This window comes from Mycobacterium sp., assembly GCF_035653355.1.
In the GTDB taxonomy this organism is placed as follows: Bacteria; Actinomycetota; Actinomycetes; order Mycobacteriales; family Mycobacteriaceae; genus Mycobacterium.
This window is the reverse complement of the sequence record NZ_DASRBZ010000597.1, coordinates 1-15394: the sequence shown is the minus strand read 5'-3', so window position 1 is coordinate 15394 and position 15394 is coordinate 1. Positions and strand designations below refer to the sequence as shown.

Annotated in this window: 13 protein-coding genes and 2 tRNA genes; 11 read left to right on the top strand and 4 right to left on the bottom strand. The window is 65.4% G+C overall.

Annotation, left to right across the window (positions count from 1 at the left end):
* A partial coding sequence (locus VFA16_RS20800) for a serine hydrolase domain-containing protein (protein WP_324969641.1) occupies nucleotides 1-311 on the bottom strand: 311 nt, incomplete at its 3' end.
* Between the two features lie 54 nt (nucleotides 312-365).
* Nucleotides 366-436 (bottom strand) — tRNA-Gly (locus VFA16_RS20795).
* A 125-nt stretch (nucleotides 437-561) separates the two neighbouring features.
* Between VFA16_RS20795 and VFA16_RS20790 the strand changes: the two genes are divergently transcribed.
* The 4 genes from VFA16_RS20790 to clpP2 all read left to right on the top strand — a co-directional run bounded on the left by VFA16_RS20790 (nucleotide 562) and on the right by clpP2 (nucleotide 3469).
* Nucleotides 562-638 (top strand) — tRNA-Pro (locus VFA16_RS20790).
* A 55-nt stretch (nucleotides 639-693) separates the two neighbouring features.
* Nucleotides 694-2097, top strand: coding sequence for a trigger factor (tig, locus tag VFA16_RS20785; protein ID WP_324969640.1), 1404 nt, complete (start codon nucleotides 694-696; stop codon nucleotides 2095-2097).
* Between the two features lie 155 nt (nucleotides 2098-2252).
* Complete coding sequence (locus VFA16_RS20780; protein WP_324969643.1) at nucleotides 2253-2837, top strand: ATP-dependent Clp protease proteolytic subunit; 585 nt, start codon at nucleotides 2253-2255, stop codon at nucleotides 2835-2837.
* Nucleotides 2834-3469 (top strand): ATP-dependent CLP protease proteolytic subunit ClpP2, encoded by a 636-nt coding sequence (gene clpP2 / locus VFA16_RS20775; RefSeq protein WP_324969639.1) that lies wholly within the window; start codon nucleotides 2834-2836, stop codon nucleotides 3467-3469. The genes VFA16_RS20780 and clpP2 overlap by 4 nt, the downstream gene beginning before the upstream one ends.
* Nucleotides 3470-3508: 39 nt before the next feature.
* Here clpP2 and mmuM read toward each other — a convergent pair whose 3' ends face one another.
* Nucleotides 3509-4390, bottom strand: a complete 882-nt coding sequence (mmuM, locus tag VFA16_RS20770) for a homocysteine S-methyltransferase (RefSeq protein ID WP_324969642.1) — start codon at nucleotides 4388-4390, stop codon at nucleotides 3509-3511.
* 265 nt (nucleotides 4391-4655) lie between these two features.
* Here mmuM and clpX point away from each other — a divergent pair, with 265 nt between their 5' ends.
* The 5 genes from clpX to VFA16_RS20745 all read left to right on the top strand — a co-directional run bounded on the left by clpX (nucleotide 4656) and on the right by VFA16_RS20745 (nucleotide 11773).
* A complete protein-coding gene (gene clpX / locus VFA16_RS20765; RefSeq protein WP_083084323.1) occupies nucleotides 4656-5939 on the top strand; it encodes an ATP-dependent Clp protease ATP-binding subunit ClpX in 1284 nt (427 codons plus the stop codon).
* 419 nt (nucleotides 5940-6358) lie between these two features.
* Nucleotides 6359-8317, top strand: coding sequence for a 2-oxoacid:acceptor oxidoreductase subunit alpha (locus tag VFA16_RS20760; protein WP_324969638.1), 1959 nt, complete (start codon nucleotides 6359-6361; stop codon nucleotides 8315-8317).
* On the top strand, nucleotides 8314-9405 hold the full coding sequence (locus VFA16_RS20755) for a 2-oxoacid:ferredoxin oxidoreductase subunit beta (RefSeq protein WP_324969637.1): 1092 nt from the start codon (nucleotides 8314-8316) through the stop codon (nucleotides 9403-9405). Before VFA16_RS20760 ends, VFA16_RS20755 begins: the two co-directional genes overlap by 4 nt.
* A gap of 1 nt (nucleotide 9406) precedes the next feature.
* Nucleotides 9407-10045 (top strand): molybdenum cofactor guanylyltransferase, encoded by a 639-nt coding sequence (gene mobA / locus VFA16_RS20750; RefSeq protein ID WP_324969636.1) that lies wholly within the window; start codon nucleotides 9407-9409, stop codon nucleotides 10043-10045.
* 1158 nt (nucleotides 10046-11203) lie between these two features.
* Nucleotides 11204-11773 (top strand): transglycosylase family protein, encoded by a 570-nt coding sequence (locus tag VFA16_RS20745; protein WP_324969635.1) that lies wholly within the window; start codon nucleotides 11204-11206, stop codon nucleotides 11771-11773.
* Between the two features lie 58 nt (nucleotides 11774-11831).
* Here VFA16_RS20745 and VFA16_RS20740 read toward each other — a convergent pair whose 3' ends face one another.
* Nucleotides 11832-13001 carry an FAD-dependent oxidoreductase gene (locus VFA16_RS20740; RefSeq protein ID WP_324969634.1) on the bottom strand — a complete coding sequence of 390 codons (1170 nt, stop codon included), beginning with the start codon at nucleotides 12999-13001 and terminating at the stop codon, nucleotides 11832-11834.
* A 58-nt stretch (nucleotides 13002-13059) separates the two neighbouring features.
* On the opposite strand from VFA16_RS20740, the gene VFA16_RS20735 reads away from it, so the two are divergent.
* Nucleotides 13060-15060, top strand: coding sequence for a S9 family peptidase (locus tag VFA16_RS20735; protein WP_324969633.1), 2001 nt, complete (start codon nucleotides 13060-13062; stop codon nucleotides 15058-15060).
* A partial coding sequence (locus VFA16_RS20730; protein ID WP_324969632.1) for a saccharopine dehydrogenase NADP-binding domain-containing protein occupies nucleotides 15057-15394 on the top strand: 338 nt, incomplete at its 3' end. The genes VFA16_RS20735 and VFA16_RS20730, both read left to right, overlap by 4 nt.

Below are 15394 nucleotides of genomic sequence, written 5' to 3'. Positions count from 1 at the left end.
CGGCCGAATTCCGGCCAATAGCGGGCAACCGGTGCATGCAGGTCAATCTCACCGCGTTCAGCGAGCTGGTGCACACATGTACTCGTCGGGCCTTTCGTGCCGGACAGCACAGTGGCCAGCGTGTCTTCGCGCCATGGCCGGGTACCGGCGGCATCGGCGGAACCGCCCCACAGATTGACAACGAGGTCGCCGTCCACCCAGACCGCGACGGCAGCACCGACCTCGTTGCGTAGCGCAAAATTCTGCTCGAACGCGTCACGTACCCGCTCGAAGCGCGGCGCGCACGTCCCGTGAATGTCGACGTCGCCCATCTGTTTGATCGACGTCCTCCTCAGCTTTATCGGCTATCGGGGAGCCCAGATCCGAGCGGGCGACGGGAATCGAACCCGCGTCGCTAGTTTGGAAGACTAGGGCTCTACCATTGAGCTACGCCCGCAGAAAATTCTCGAGCGCGACTGTACGTCGGGGCAGACATCAAATCCAAATGAGCCCGTCCCGTGACTTTGCTGTGAGGCAGCTGCCGGGACGGCGAAGTCGGGCCGTAGGATCGCGAGGTCAGCGCGGGGTGTAGCGCAGCTTGGTAGCGCATCCGCTTTGGGAGCGGAAGGCCGTGGGTTCAAATCCCGCCACCCCGACCAGCCCAGCTCGCGTCCACGAGCCGCCCGCCACGAATCGACACCGAGGAGCACACCCGTGAAAAGCACCGTTGAGCAACTGAGCCCCACCCGGGTTCGCATCAATGTCGAGGTGCCTTTCACCGAGCTCGAACCAGATTTCCAACGGGCCTATAAGGAACTGGCTAAACAAGTCCGGCTGCCGGGTTTCCGTCCGGGGAAGGCACCGGCCAAGCTGCTCGAAGCCCGCATCGGCCGCGAAGCGATGCTCGATCAAGTCGTCAACGACGTGCTGCCCAGCCGCTACGGGCAGGCGGTGACGGAGTCGGATGTCCGCCCGCTGGGCCAGCCCGAGATCGAGGTGACCAAGAAGGAATACGGCAAGGACCTCGTTTTCACCGCCGAAGTCGACGTTCGCCCCGAGATCACGCTTCCGGACCTGAGTTCGCTGAAGATCACCGTGGAGCCGGTGGAAGTCAGCGACGAGGACGTCGATTCCGAACTGCAGTCGCTGCGTGCCCGTTTCGGCACCCTGACCCCGGTCGACCGGCCCGCCGCCGACGGGGACATCGTCTCCATCGACCTGTCCGCCAGCGTCGACGGTGAGGAAGTCCCGGAAGCGGCGACCGAAGGTCTGACCCACGAAGTAGGTTCCGGCCAACTCATCGACGGTCTCGACGAGGCGATAGTCGGCTTGTCCGCCGGCGAGTCACGCGTGTTCACCACCACGCTGGCGAACGGGCCGCATGCGGGGAAGGAGGCTCAGGTCACCGTTACGGTCGGCTCGGTCAAGGAACGTGAGCTGCCTGAGCTGGATGACGAGTTCGCCCAATTGGCAAGCGAATTCGACACTATCGAGGAGTTGCGTGCCAACGTCGTCGAGCAAGTCCGCCGGGTCAAGCAACTCCAGCAGGCCGAAAAGATTCGTAACGCCACGCTGGACAGCCTGCTCGAGCAGGTGGACATGCCGCTGCCGGAGGCGATCGTGCAGGCCCACGTCGACGAGACCCTGCACAACGCGCTTCACGGCCTCGACCACGACGAGGCCCGCTTCGCCGAAGCGCTGGCCCAGCAGGGCTCCTCACGCGAGGAGTTCGACGCCGATACCCGCACCACGGCTGAGAAGACGGTCAAGACCCAGTTGCTGCTCGACGCCCTGGCAGATGATCTCGACATCCAGGTGAGTCAGGACGACCTCACCGAACGACTGGTGTTGATGTCACGGCAGTACGGTGTCGAGCCGCAGCAGCTGCTGGCTTTCCTGCAGCAGAACAACCAACTGCCCGCCATGTTCGCCGACGTACGGCGGGGGCTGACGCTGGCCGCGGTGGTCGAGGCGGCAACGGTCACCGATACCGACGGCAACGCCGTCGACACCAGTGAGTTCTTCGGCAGGTCCGCTTCCCACGGGGCCGAGACCGGTGAGGCTGAAGACGCTGACGAGGCCGGTGAGGCTAAAGCGGCCGCAGCCGACGAGGCTTAATCCGATGTGGGTGCGCCCCGGTGTGACGAAGCGTGCGGCGGCACCGCGCCACGCTGTGAGCGAACGCGCGCACTTCGGGGAGTGCATCGCGGCGCCGGTTGGTTAGTGTCGGTGCAGACGCAACTCGAGAAAGCAGGTATTCCGTCGTGACAGACATGCGTTCGAATGCGCTGGGTCTCAACCTCACCGACTCGATCTATGAGCGTTTGCTCGCCGAGCGCATCATCTTTCTCGGCTCGGAGGTCAACGACGACGTCGCCAACCGGCTCTGCGCACAGATTCTGCTGCTCGCGGCTGAAGACTCGAGCAAGGACATCTCGCTGTACATCAACTCGCCCGGCGGCTCGATCAGCGCCGGCATGGCCATCTACGACACCATGGTGTTGGCGCCCTGCGACATCGCGACCTACGCGATGGGCATGGCCGCCTCGATGGGCCAGTTCCTGCTCGCTGCGGGCACCAAGGGCAAGCGCTACGCGTTGCCGCATGCCCGGATCCTGATGCATCAGCCACTGGGCGGGGTGACCGGCAGCGCCGCCGACATCGCCATCCAGGCCGAGCAGTTCGCGCTGATCAAGAAAGAGATGTTCCGGCTCAACGCGGAGTTCACCGGCCAGCCCGTCGAACGCATCGTGGCGGACTCCGACCGCGACCGCTGGTTCACTGCCCAGGAAGCCCTGGACTATGGGTTTGTCGACCACATCATCACCAACGCCCCAGTTAACGGAGCACCATCATGAATCCCGAAATCCAGCCGCAGGCCCGCTACGTCCTGCCGTCGTTCATTGAGCACTCCAGTTGGGGCGTCAAAGAATCCAACCCCTACAACAAGCTGTTCGAAGAACGCATCATCTTCCTCGGCGTGCAAGTCGATGACGCGTCGGCCAACGACATCATGGCCCAGCTGCTGGTGCTCGAGTCGTTGGATCCCGACCGCGACATCACCATGTACATCAATTCCCCCGGCGGCGGATTCACCTCACTGATGGCGATCTACGACACCATGCAATACGTGCGGGCCGACATTCAGACAGTGTGCTTGGGCCAGGCGGCATCGGCCGCGGCGGTGTTGCTGGCCGCCGGAACACCGGGCAAGCGCATGGCACTGCCCAACGCTCGTGTCCTGATCCACCAGCCGTCGCTGGCCGGTGTGATCCAGGGTCAGTTCTCGGATCTGGAAATCCAGGCCGCCGAGATCGAGCGGATGCGCACGCTGATGGAAGTCACGCTGGCCCGCCACACCGGCAAGCCCGCCGACGTGATCCGCAAAGACACCGACCGGGACAAGATCCTGACCGCCGAAGAGGCCAAGGACTACGGGATCATCGACACCGTGCTGGAGTACCGGAAGCTCTCTGCTCAGACCGCTTAGGCAGCCGACTCACGCAAAACGCGCCCGAGAAAGCCGTTTTTAGGGTGCCGTTGCGACTGCTCGCGCTACCGAGGCAATGTCGGGCGGACGCACCCGGCAACACCCGCCGACGATGCGTGCTCCCGCGGAGACCCACTGCGCCGCCAGTGCCGCCGAGAACCGCGAACGGCCGACCCACGCTCGCCGCGCAGCATCCCAGCGTTCCCCGCTGTTGGGATACACGATCACCGGCTTTCCGGTCTGCCGGGCTGCCCCGATCGCCGGCAGCACATCGTCGGGCGCACAGCAGTTGACGCCGACCGCGACGATCTCCGGCACCCCGGCAACTACCGCGAACGCGTCGGCAAGTGGTTGCCCGGCACGGGTGCGGGTTCCCTCGATCGTGTAGCTGAGCCAGGCCGGCACCGCCAGCCGCCGCACCAGATTCGCCAGCGCCTCGGCCTCGTCGATGTCGGGCACGGTTTCCAATGCAAGTACGTCGGCGCCCGCTTCCGCCAGCACTTCCAGCCGTGGCCAATGCCACTTCTGCAACTCCGCGACGCTGAGGCCGTAGCGGCCGCGATACTCCGACCCGTCGGCGAGCGCCGCGCCATACGGCCCGACCGAGGCCGCCAGCCACCGCCCGGCAGCGCCCACGCGGTCGCGCGCGATCGCGGCAAGCTCGACACTGCGCCGCAGCAGCCGGACAGCATAGTCGCGCGCGATCCCGCGGGCGGCGAAGCCTTCGAACGATGCCTGGTAGGTCGCCGTGGTGGCGAACGTCGCGCCGGCGCGAAAGTAGGCGGCATGCACCGCGGTGATCTCATCCGGAGCGTCGACGAGCAGCCTCGCCGACCACAACGCGTCGGACAGGTCGTTGCCGCGCGCCTCGAGTTCCGTGGCTAGCCCGCCATCGCCGATCAAGACGGTATCGTCGGGCACGGCGAATCCCACGGACTCAACTGTAGGGTCGGTGAACGCGCCGCCTCTCGGTCGAGTAACGGCCGCGACACGCCAGGGACACGTCAGCGCGTTCCGGGCTGCCAGGCGCCGGATAACGGGATATGTTCGCAGCAGAAACAAGCACGAATACCACCGACGCTATTCGCCGCTATCGGTCGCGTCGTGCCCGAGCAAGCGGGTAGCGTCGGGAAATACACGCGGCACACGACGACGGACGGCGAACAGGAAGTAGGCCACCAGCACCATGGCGCGCATCGGAGACGGCGGTGACTTGCTGAAGTGCTCCTTCTGCGGAAAGAGCCAAAAACAAGTCAAGAAGCTCATTGCGGGGCCCGGGGTCTACATCTGCGATGAGTGCATCGACCTCTGTAACGAGATCATCGAAGAAGAACTCGCCGACGCCGACGACGTCAAACTCGACGAGCTGCCTAAGCCCGCTGAGATCCGCGAATTCCTCGAGAGCTACGTCATCGGCCAAGACAACGCCAAGCGGACGCTGGCCGTCGCCGTCTACAACCACTACAAGCGCATCCAAGCCGGCGAGAAAGGCCGTGATTCGCGCTCCGGTGAGCCGGTCGAGCTGACCAAGTCGAATATCTTGATGCTGGGGCCCACCGGCTGCGGCAAGACCTACCTGGCGCAGACGCTGGCCAAGATGCTCAACGTGCCGTTTGCCATTGCCGACGCCACCGCGCTCACCGAGGCGGGCTACGTCGGTGAAGACGTGGAAAACATTCTGCTCAAACTCATCCAAGCCGCCGACTACGACGTCAAGCGCGCTGAAACCGGCATCATCTACATCGACGAGGTCGACAAGATCGCGCGCAAGAGCGAGAACCCCTCGATCACCCGTGACGTGTCCGGTGAAGGTGTGCAGCAGGCGCTGCTGAAGATTCTCGAGGGCACCCAGGCGTCGGTGCCGCCGCAGGGCGGGCGCAAGCACCCGCATCAGGAGTTCATCCAGATCGACACCACCAACGTGTTGTTCATCGTCGCGGGCGCCTTCGCGGGGTTGGAGAAGATCGTCGCCGACCGGGTCGGCAAACGCGGACTGGGCTTCGGAGCCGAGGTGCGTTCCAAAGCCGAGATCGACACGACCGACCACTTCGCCGAAGTCATGCCCGAAGACCTGATCAAGTACGGCCTGATCCCAGAATTCATCGGCCGGCTACCGGTGATCGCTTCGGTCACCAACCTGGACATGGATTCTCTGGTCAAGATCTTGTCCCAGCCGAAGAACGCCCTCGTCAAGCAGTACACGCGGCTGTTCGAGATGGACGGCGTGGAGCTGGAGTTCACCCAGGATGCGCTGGAGGCCATCGCCGAGCAGGCCATCCACCGCGGCACCGGCGCTCGCGGCCTGCGCGCGATCATGGAAGAAGTCCTGCTGCCGGTGATGTACGACATCCCCAGCCGCGACGACGTCGCGAAAGTTGTGGTCACCAAGGAAACCGTGCAAGACAACGTGCTGCCGACGATCGTGCCGCGCAAGCCGTCGCGCACGGAGCGCCGCGACAAAAGCGCCTAGCCCGGCGACCGATGCAGGCCGGGTAGCGGCCTGAGGAGGAGCCGGGCAATCAGATCCAGCCCGGCGACCGATGCAGGCGGGTAGCGGCCTGAGGAGGAGCCGGGCAATCAGATCCAGCGCCCCGACGAGTGCTAGCAAATGTTACCGGCGCGTAAGTGTCGTTCTTAGAGTTGGCGTGCCAGCAAAAGTGACGAACACCACAGTTTTGCCTGCCCGGCGTGGTGTCGATGGCCGTGACCTTGATGTTTGATTGCATAGCGGTGACGCATTACGCCGCGTCGGCGTCAATGAATGCTTAAGAGCAGTGCCATAATCGGTACTGCCGGTGACATAAAAATGGGCGGATCCACTCCGACGGCGGATACTGGAAGTCGTAACGCAGAGTGGCCGTGCGGAAAGAAGCAACGGAAGGCGGGGACGTGGGTCCGAACGGCGACGGAGCCGGTTCAGAATCTCATATCGCTGACACAGCGGCGCCGCGGCGGCAGCAGCTGGAACGAGTCGTCATTCGCTTCGCTGGGGACTCCGGTGACGGGATGCAGCTCACCGGTGATCGATTCACTTCCGAGGCAGCGCTTTTCGGCAACGACCTAGCCACGCAACCGAACTATCCCGCCGAGATCCGCGCACCAGCGGGCACACTGCCCGGGGTCTCGTCCTTCCAGATCCAAATCGCCGACTACGACATCCTGACCGCGGGCGATCGGCCCGACGTGCTGGTGGCCATGAACCCCGCAGCGCTGAAAGCCAACATCGGCGACCTGCCGCGCGGCGGGATGGTGATCGTGAACACCGACGAGTTCACCAAGCGCAACTTGGCCAAAGTCGGTTACGAAACCAATCCACTGGAAAACGGCGAACTGTCCGACTACGTCGTGCACTCCGTCCCGATGACCACCCTGACCCTCGGAGCCGTGGAGGCGATCGGGGCGTCGAAGAAGGACGGGCAGCGCGCCAAGAACATGTTCGCGTTGGGCTTGCTCTCGTGGATGTACGGGCGGCCGATTGAAACCAGCGAGCGATTCATCCGGGAGAAGTTCGCCCGCAAGCCCGATATCGCAGAGGCCAATGTGCTGGCGCTGAAGGCGGGTTGGAACTACGGCGAAACTACCGAGGCCTTCGGGACCACCTACGACATCTCGCCGGCCAAGCTGCCCGCCGGCGAGTACCGGCAGATCTCGGGCAACACCGCGCTGGCCTACGGCATCGTCGCCGCCGGTCAGCTGGCCGACATCCCGGTGGTGCTCGGCAGCTACCCGATTACGCCGGCGTCGGACATCTTGCACGAGTTGTCCAAGCACAAGAACTTCAACGTGATCACCTTCCAGGCCGAAGACGAGATCGGCGGCGTCTGCGCGGCGTTAGGCGCGGCCTACGGCGGCGCGCTCGGCGTCACCAGCACGTCGGGACCGGGTCTGTCGCTCAAAGCCGAAGCAATCGGCCTCGGGGTTATGACCGAGCTGCCGCTGCTCGTCGTTGACGTGCAGCGCGCCGGCCCGTCGACCGGTATGCCGACCAAGACCGAGCAGGCCGACTTGATGCAGGCGATGTACGGCCGCAACGGCGAATCGCCAGTCGCCGTGCTTGCACCGCGGTCACCCTCCGATTGCTTTGAGACCGCGCTGGAGGCGGTACGCATCGCGGTGTCCTATCACACGCCGGTGATCCTGTTGTCGGACGGCGCGATTGCCAACGGCTCAGAGCCGTGGCTCATCCCCGACGTCAGCACGCTGCAGCCCATCGAGCACAGCTACGCCAAGGCCGGCGAACCGTTCCAGCCGTACGCCCGCGACCCCGAGACCCTGGCCCGCCAGTTCGCGATTCCGGGCACCCCCGGGCTCGAGCACCGCATCGGCGGGCTGGAGTGCGCAAACGGTTCCGGCAACATCTCCTACGACCCGGCAAACCACGACCTGATGGTGCGGTTGCGCCAGGCCAAGATCGACGGGATCGAAGTTCCCGACTTGGAAGTCGACGACCCGACCGGTGACGCTGAGCTGCTGCTGATCGGCTGGGGCAGCACGTACGGTCCAATCGGCGAAGCGTGCCGGCGAGCACGCCGCAGGGGCATCAAGGTCGCGCACGCGCACCTTCGTTACCTCAACCCGTTCCCGGCCAATCTCGGTGAGGTACTGCGCCGCTACCCGAAAGTGGTTGCGCCCGAGATGAATCTGGGTCAGCTCGCGTTGTTGCTGCGGGCAAAGTACCTGGTCGACACCCAGTCGGTCACCAAGGTCCAGGGTGTCTCGTTCCTGGCCGACGAGGTGAGCCGCCTGATCAGTGCCGCGCTGGGCGGGACGCTGGCCGAAATCGAGGAAGACAAAACCACAGTGGCCAGATTGGCAGTGGCGACGGTTGGAGCAGGAGCTGACGCATGACCGACTTGATCGGGGATCTGACGAACGCGGAGTTGTCCATCACGCCCGCGTTGTCGAAGCACTCCGGCGTACCCACCACCGACCAGCCGCAAAAGGCCAAAGACTTCACCAGCGACCAGGAGGTCCGCTGGTGCCCGGGCTGCGGCGACTACGTCATCCTCAACACCATCCGCAACTTCCTGCCTGAGCTGGGGCTGCGCCGCGAGAACATCGTCTTCGTCAGTGGAATCGGGTGCTCCAGCAGGTTCCCGTACTACCTGGAGACCTACGGTCTGCATTCGATCCATGGCCGCGCGCCGGCCATTGCGACCGGTCTGGCGCTGGCCCGCTCCGACCTGTCGGTGTGGGTGGTCACGGGCGACGGTGACGCGCTGTCGATCGGCGGCAATCACCTGATCCACGCGCTGCGCCGCAACGTCAACCTCACGATCCTGCTGTTCAACAACCGCATCTACGGCCTGACCAAGGGCCAGTACTCGCCGACCTCCGAAGTCGGCAAGGTCACCAAGTCGACCCCGATGGGATCGCTGGACCAGCCGTTCAACCCGGTGTCGCTGGCACTGGGCGCCGAGGCGAGTTTCGTTGCTCGGGCGCTGGACTCGGATCGCAACGGCCTGTCGGAGGTGCTGCGCGCCGCCGCCGAGCACCGCGGATCAGCCTTGGTCGAGATCCTGCAGGACTGCCCGATCTTCAACGATGGTTCGTTCGACGCGCTGCGCAAGGAGGGCGCGGAAGAGCGGGTGATCCGTGTCCGTCACGGCGAGCCGATCACGTTCGGCGCCAACGGTGAATACTGCGTAGTGCACTCCGGCTTCGGACTCGACGTGGCCAAGACCGCCGACGTCGCAGCCGAGAGCATCGTTGTGCACGATGCGCACACCGAGGATCCCGCGTACGCGTTTGCCCTATCGAGGCTGTCCGACCAAAACCTCGAGCACGCCGTGATGGGAATTTTCCGGCAAATCACCCGGCCGACCTACGACGACGCGGCCCGCGCGCAGGTTAGCGCCGCGAAGAAATCGGCTCCCGGCGACCCGACAGCGCTGCAATCGCTGCTGCGCGGCCGCGACACCTGGACCGTCGCCTGACGTGGCGCAGTCATCGACCCAGCCGATCGCATTGGCGGGGGTGGTATTAGCTGGCGGTGCATCGCGCCGAATGGGCCGAGACAAGGCCACGTTGCCGCTGCCGGTTTCGGGATCGACCGCAGGAACGAACGAGGGCTCGGGCGCGATCACGATGGTCGAACATGTCGTCGGCATCGTCGGCCAGCGGTGCAAGCCGGTTTTCGTCGTCGCGGCGCCGGGTCAACCGTTGCCGGCGCTGTCGGCCCAAGTGGTGCGCGACGAAGTGCGTGGACTTGGGCCGCTGATCGCGACCGGGCGCGGGCTTCGAGCCGCCGCCGAAGCCGGCGCCAGCCACGCGCTCGTGTCCGCTGTCGATATGCCACGTCTGACAACCGATTTGATCGACGAGTTGGCCAACCGAGCCGCACAGGTCGACGCGGACGTGGTTTTGCCGTGGGATGGCCGCGACCACTACCTGGCCGCGGTCTACCGCACCGACTTGGTCAAGCGAATCGACGCGCTGGTAGCGGCTGGGGAGCGCGCGATGCGAGCGTTGGTCGACAGCGTCGACGCTCAACGGATCGTGGTATCGGTCTCGCAGGCGCTTGCCAACGTCAATTCAGCCGACGACCTGAACGCGCTGCTGCAGCCGAGCCGCTGACGTCCTGGGTCTGCCGGCACACACCGCCAGGCTGCTAGTGGGATGCCTGCGCAATTCGCTCTGGCAAACTGCGCTCTCTATTGTTCGAAAAATTCTGTGACACGGTTGACGTTTTCTGTTATTTCGATGATGCCGTGGTCATTCAATTATCCCCTACACAATAGCGTCCGATATTCGCAATTCAATTCAGCAATTGACGGCCGCATTCGGCGGAGGCGCCGCCTTCGATCGCCTTGGGGCAGCGGCGATCCGGGCGCACAGCGATCCGGTTGCAGAAACTGCCACATTGAGTCACGCGATCTGAAAAGGGCAAAACTCCACGGTCCCCGGCAAATTGCGCTGCTAAGCCAGAAGCCGACTTGGCCGCTCCGACCGGGGGCTGCTCTCGTACTCGGGTGTGATGACCGCAGCGAAGTAGTCGTTCGCTGTAGAGGAGAGCGATGAAATCCCTTGGCATTAAATGATTCTGGTACGGCATTGTCGTCGGTGACCGGGCGCTGCTCCGGCACGCCAGCATTCGGGGTAGTTCCGCTCCGGCTACTCGATCCAAATGAAACCCCATGGTGCACTTGATATTTGATTACAAACTTAGGTATTCCGGTTTACGGCTCCGACGCGTTGTTGCTGCGGCGCCGGCGCTGATCCAGCTAACGACATCAGCTCCAGATTACCTGTGAGCACAGCGATCTGCGTTCGGACATGTCCAGCTGAGCGACGACCGACCCCAAAACCCGTGTCACAGCTCACAAAATACCCGTGATTTGGCTCACGATATGTTTACGAATTTACGGCGCCGCCACTAATCCGAAATTCCCGACTGACATGCGAAGACTACGAGCCCGCACTGCCGTGATTGTGCTGTGACGGAACCGAGATACCGCATCACGCGAGATGACGAATGCGATGAAGTTTCGTACGGTCCCTTTCGGCCCCCAAACGGGCAAATAAAAATCGAATCCACCGACCCGCGTGTGAGCGGGGCTGCGGACGGCGACAGTTGCCTCCCAGTCGTCGGGCATTAGCCCGCCGGGCGAACCATGCCCCCGCTGTCGTGCCGGAACGAGACGGCACTCCCCGAAGCAGCAGTACCGCCTGCACACAGGCACCCGCCCACATCTGTGGGCGTGCTTCGGCGCGCGCAGCGCGAAAGGAACGAGGTTGAAGAACGTCCACAAGACGCTCATCTTTGCTGGCATCGCAGGGTTTCTGACCGCGGCGCCGACTGCGCCGTTTATCGCGAGCGCCTATGCGGAAGGCGAGGCGTGGGACGCCAACGCGGCCCTCGGCACTGCTCCTGATGGGCTGGTGACCGACGCTGCCGTTGCTGAGGCTCCCGAGGCGCCCGCTCCTGACGCGCCGGCTCCCGAGGCGCCCGCTCCCGAGGCACCTGAGGCCGCTGCGCCTGAGGCTCCGGCCCCGGCGCCGGAGGAGGCCCCTCCTGCGCCCGACGCACCAGCCCCCGCTCCTGAGACGCCCCCTGCCCCTCCGGTCAGGGCGTACAGCGTGAACTGGGACGCGATTGCGCAGTGCGAGTCCGGTGGGAACTGGTCGATCAACACCGGTAACGGTTTCGCCGGCGGCCTGCAGTTCACGCAGAGCACCTGGCAGGCCAATGGTGGTTCGGGATCCCCGCACAACGCCAGCCGCGAGGAGCAGATCCGGGTGGCCGAGAACGTCCTGCATAGCCAGGGCATCGGTGCCTGGCCGGTCTGCGGCAGGCGCGGCTGACCTGACGACTGGACGTGGTGCCGGGCCTTCGGGCCCGGCACCGCCGTCTGTCTGGGGCCTAACGGGACCGGCGGTCGCCGTCGGCCGGCAGAACGAATGCCGACCGCGCCGCCACGGACACCAGATGCCGCGTCAGCAGGGACTCTGGGACCAGCACGGTGGCGCGAGTGGCCGCGACACTCAGCAGCGTCGGCCGCAGGTTGACGATCCTGCCGATCAACGCCGACTCACGCACCAGCGGCTTGACCCGAGGACGCCGGAATTCGGCAAACCGGGCGAAGGCGCCGGGCAGGTCGGTGGCCCGCTGAACACAAGCGCCCAGAATTGCGGCATCTTCCAGTGCCTGACAGCCGCCCTGGCCCAGATGTGGGCGCATCGGATGGGCCGCGTCGCCCACCAGCACGATGGGCCCGCCTGCCCACCGCCGGGCGGTGGTGCGGTCGTAGAGGTCATTACGTAACACGTCGCTTTCTGCCGTCGTCGCCAGCATGGTCGGGACGGGTTCCGGCCAGTCGGCGAACTTGGCTCGCAGGTAAGGCAGCTCTCCGCCCTGCGCTTGCTGACCCTCAGCAGCACGCTCAGTAGCGAACCAATACGTGTGGTCTGGCCCCATCGGGACGTGGCCGGTTTCGACGCCGGGCCCGAGCGTCTCTCCGGCCAACTCCGGGTCCATCGCGTAGCCGGCGACTCCGCGCCACGCCGTGTAGCCGGCGTACCGGTCGGTCAGCGGGCCATTGAGGTGCCGCGCCACCATCGACCGAGTGCCGTCGGCGCCCACCGCCGCGCGCGCCGTGCGTACCGTGCCGTCCGACAACTCGATCCGCACTCCGTCGGCGCTGCCGGCGATGCCGACCGCCTGCAGCCCGGTTTCCACCGAGCCCGGCCTCAGCACGCCGGCAACGATGTCACGCAGCACCGACCGTTTCACCACCACCAACGGCTCACCGAGCGCTTTGACCAATCGTTCGGGCGCCGGGCGGCGCAACCACGAGCCGTCTCGCCAGCGCAGCGCACCCGCGGTGATCCGGCCGCCCGCGTCGCGGACCGCGTCGCCCACACCGAGCCAGTCGAGTGCAGCCAACGCGTTGGGCCAAATGCTGATGCCGGCGCCCGTCGATGTGTCGGTGCGCTCTTCGATGACTGTGACCTCGTAACCGCACCGCTGCAGTGCCACCGCGCTTGCCAGGCCTGCGATACCCGCACCCACCACCACGATGCATTGCGCCATGGGCAGCCAACCTATCGCGTGGCGGGGAGGCCGCCCACGCGTGTGCTACGCAAGATGCATGACCGCAACGGCATTTGACAACCTCGATGACTACCTCGCGCTACCGCGGATTTCCGGCCTGGCGGTCTCGGCCGACGGCTCGCGGGTGGTCACCACGGTGGCTGAGCTCAACGACAAACGCACGGAATACGTCAGCGCGATCTGGGAAGTCGACCCGGCAGGCCGGACATCCGCGCGCAGGTTGACCCGCTCGACCTACGGTGAGTCGTCGCCGGCGTTCACCGCCGACGGCGACGTGTTGTTTGTCTCGTCGCGGCCCACATCCGACAACGCGGAGGGTAAAGACAAGCCGCCCGCCTCGCTGTGGCGGTTGCCGGCCCAAGGCGGTGAAGCCGTCGAGGTGCTCGCCATGCCCGGCGGCGTCTCCATGGTGCAGAGCGCGCGCAGCGCTGAGGTGACAGTGGTCGGTGCCCCGCTGCTGCCCGCCGCGGACAGCGTCGATGACGATCGACGGCTGCGCGACCTCCGCAAAGACTTCAAGGTAACGGCGATCTTGCATGCGGGATACCCGGTTCGCTACTGGGACAAGGACCTCGGCCCCGACGAGCCTCATCTGCTCGACGTGAGCGGCCCGCGTGATCTGACCCCGCAACCCGGTGTGGCGCTACGCGAAGCCGGCTTCGACGTCAGTGCCGACGGCCGATTCCTGGTGAGCACCTGGCGTGTTGCCGGACCGGGGCCGGCCGAGCGCTCGGTGCTCCTGCGCATCGACATCGAATCCGGCGAACGCACCGTCATCGCTGATGACCCCGGCGCAGATCTGGAGCATCCGGCAATCTCGCCGGACTGCTCGGCGGTGGCCTTCACCCGGGAAACGATCGCCACTCCCTATTGCGCTCCGCGAAGGACGTTGCAGTGTTTACGGTTTGGCGGAGAACCGGTGCCCGTCGCTGCGGAGTGGGATCGCTGGCCGACATCGGTGACCTGGTCGATCGATGGTGCCTCGCTAATCGTCACCGCCGACCAAGCCGGTCGCGCGCCGGTGTTCGCCGTCGAAATGGCCACATCGGCGATCACCCAGGTCACCGCAGACGACTTCGCCTACACCGACGTTACGGCCGCGCCCGGCGGCGTGCTGTATGCACTGCGGAGTTCGTATGCGACACCGCCGCACCCGGTGAGGATCGACCCCGATGGCGGCGTCACCGTACTGCCGTGCGGTGAATTGCCTGCGCTACCAGGGACATTGGAGGATGTCAGCGTCACCGCCGCCGATGGGACCACGGTGCGCTCCTGGCTGGTGCTGCCCGAAAACCCCGCGCCGGCACCGCTGCTGCTGTGGATTCACGGCGGGCCGCTGGGCAGCTGGAACAGCTGGTCGTGGCGATGGAACCCGTGGCTGATGGCCGCCAGAGGCTACGCCGTGCTGTTGCCCGACCCTGGGCTGTCCACCGGCTACGGCCAAGAGTTCCTCCAGCGCGGCTGGGGAGCGTGGGGCGCGGCGCCGTTCGACGACTTGATGGCAGCCACCGACGCGATCTGCGCTCACCCCCGCGTCGACGCCAGCCGAATCGCGGCAATGGGCGGATCGTTCGGCGGATATATGGCCAACTGGGTGGCCGGGCACACTGACCGGTTCGCCGCGATCGTCACCCACGCCAGCTTGTGGGCGTTGGACCAATTCGGTCCGACCACTGACCTCGCCTATTACTGGCGGCGCGAGATGACGCCGCAGATGGCCGCTACCCACTCCCCGCACCGCTTCGTTGACCGGATCACCACCCCGATGCTGGTCATCCACGGCGACAAGGACTACCGGGTACCGGTCGGCGAAGCCCTTCGACTGTGGTACGACCTGCTGGCCGACTCGGGCCTACCCGCCGGCGACGACGGCCGCAGCCTGCACCGCTTTTTGTATTTCCCGTCCGAAAACCACTGGGTGCTGGGCCCGCAGCACGCCAAAATCTGGTACGACGTCGTCATCGCATTCCTGGCGGAGCACGTGCTCGGCAAGACCGGCGAACTGCCCGAAATTCTCGGAGTAGCGTCAGCCCCGTGACAGCATCGCAGCGCGAATTCGACATCGTCTTGTACGGGGCGACCGGCTTTGTCGGAAAGCTGACCGCCGAATACCTGACCAGGGCCGGATCGAATGCCCGTATTGCACTGGCCGGCCGGTCGACCGACCGCTTACGGGGAGTGCGCGAAACCCTGGGCGAGCCAGCGCAAACGTGGCCACTCGTGCAGGCGGATGCCGCTTCCCCGTCGACGCTGGACGCGATGGCGGCGCGCACCCAGGTTGTCGTTACCACAGTCGGCCCGTACACCCGCTACGGGTTGCCGCTGGTCGCCGCATGCGCGGCGGCGGGCACCGATTACGCCGACCTCACCGG